Annotated in this window: 2 pseudogenes; both read right to left on the reverse strand. The window is 62.4% G+C overall.

Going from position 1 to position 1,709, the window contains the following annotated elements:
- Positions 1–216: pseudogene (locus HUN39_RS18900) on the reverse strand (ATP-binding protein); the annotation flags it as partial.
- A pseudogene (gene istA, locus HUN39_RS18905) lies at positions 205–1,595 on the reverse strand (IS21 family transposase); the annotation flags it as partial. The pseudogenes HUN39_RS18900 and istA, both read right to left, overlap by 12 nt.
- Between the last annotated feature and the right edge of the window lie 114 nt (positions 1,596–1,709).

Raw genomic sequence — 1,709 nt, forward strand, 5'->3', positions numbered from 1 at the left:
GAAGAAGCGTCCGCGCACGCCGGCGCGAATGCAATTGCGGGCGATAGCGATCGCGAGATGCGTTTTGCCCGTTCCAGTTCCGCCGACGAGAACGACATTGCGTTGCTGAGCGATGAAGGCGCCGCCGGCGAGTTCGCGGACGAGCGCCTCGTTGATCGGCGTATCCTTGAAGGCGAAGTCGTCGACGTCCTTGGCGAGCGGCAATTTGGCGACGGTGTTGAGGATCACGTCGGCGGAATGGACGCCGTTTTCGAGCGCTTCGGCGCAGGCGGCGTCGACGGCGGGCAATCCGTCGGTGAGCACGGCGGCGAGAATGGCGACCATCTGACGGTCGCCGTCGTCGGAGCCGGCGAGCTTGCGGCGCACGCGCTCGAACGCCCCGGGCAACACCCAGTCCTTGAATGGCGCGCCATTCCTCAGCGCGCCCGGCTTTCTGGCCAGAACCGGCACATAGCTCCATGGGTCGTAGATTGTCTCGCCGCGTCCGAAGCAGCGCGCATGTTCGGCGACGACGCGCCCATCCTGCCGGATAATGATGCGATCGGCATAGGCGTGAATCTCGACAGGTCGGCCGACGGCGCCGGCGTTCACCGAGTATTTGTTGTTGTCGAACCGAACCAGGCAGGTCTTCGACACCGAGGCCGGCAGGGCGTGGAATCCATCGAAGCGGCCGCGATAGGGAATGAGATTTGGCCGCTCTTCCTCGAAGACCTCCCAGACGGTGCGGTCGGCGCGCTCCGGATGGGCATGCGCCTTCGCGTAGGCGATGCATTTGTCCATCAACCAGGCGTTCAACTCGTCGAAGGTCTTGAACCGCAGGCGCGGCGTGAAGAAGCGCTTGCGAACAAGACCAACCTGATTCTCGACCTGACCCTTCTCCGGGAGCCAGACGCTGGCGTGCAGGCCACAGGCTCAACCAGATGATGCGAGCACATTTGCAGGAAGCGGCGATTATATTGTCGATCCTTGCCGATGAAGATCGTCTCCACCGCCGTCTTCATATTGTCGTAGACGCCACGCGCGCACGCGCCCTTGAAGAAGGCGAAGGCACGCTCATGCGCGTCGAAAACCATCTCCTGCGTCTCGCGCGGATAGGCTCGGGCGATAAACATCCGGCTGTGACAGAGACGTAGATGCGCGACCTTCACGGTCATCGTCACGCCGTTCATCAGCACGATCTCGTGGCTCCAGTCGAACTGGTAAGCCTCGCCCGGCGCAAAACTGAGCGGCACAAAGGCGCTCGCCGTCTCGCTTGTATGGTCTCGCGCCCAACTCCGCGCGTAACGCCGCACCGCGTCATAGCCGCCGTCATAGCCAAGCGTCCGCAACTCTTCGAACACACGGATCAGCGTCAGCCGCTCGCGCGCTGCCTTTGTTGCGTTCGCCGCAAGCACTCGGTCGATCTCAGCCTTCCAGGCGCCGAGCTTGGGACGCGGCTGGACCTCCCGCTCGTAGGAAAACGACGTCTCGCCCGACCGCAGAACCTTGCGAACCGTGTGGCGTGATATCTTCAAATCGCGGGCAATCTCCTTGATCGACTTGCCCTTCTGGAAATGCTCCCGCCGAATCCGGCCAATCGTCTCCACAACAAGCATCCCCCACCGCCCGCTCGATGCCAAAGCGGGCAGACCTGCAAACACTTCTCAAGGGGGTCAATTTTGGACGCCGATCCCTCGGCTTAGGGGGTCAAAATTGCACGCCTAAACACA

Source organism: Methylocystis silviterrae (genome assembly GCF_013350005.1).
In the GTDB taxonomy this organism is placed as follows: Bacteria; Pseudomonadota; Alphaproteobacteria; order Rhizobiales; family Beijerinckiaceae; genus Methylocystis; species Methylocystis silviterrae.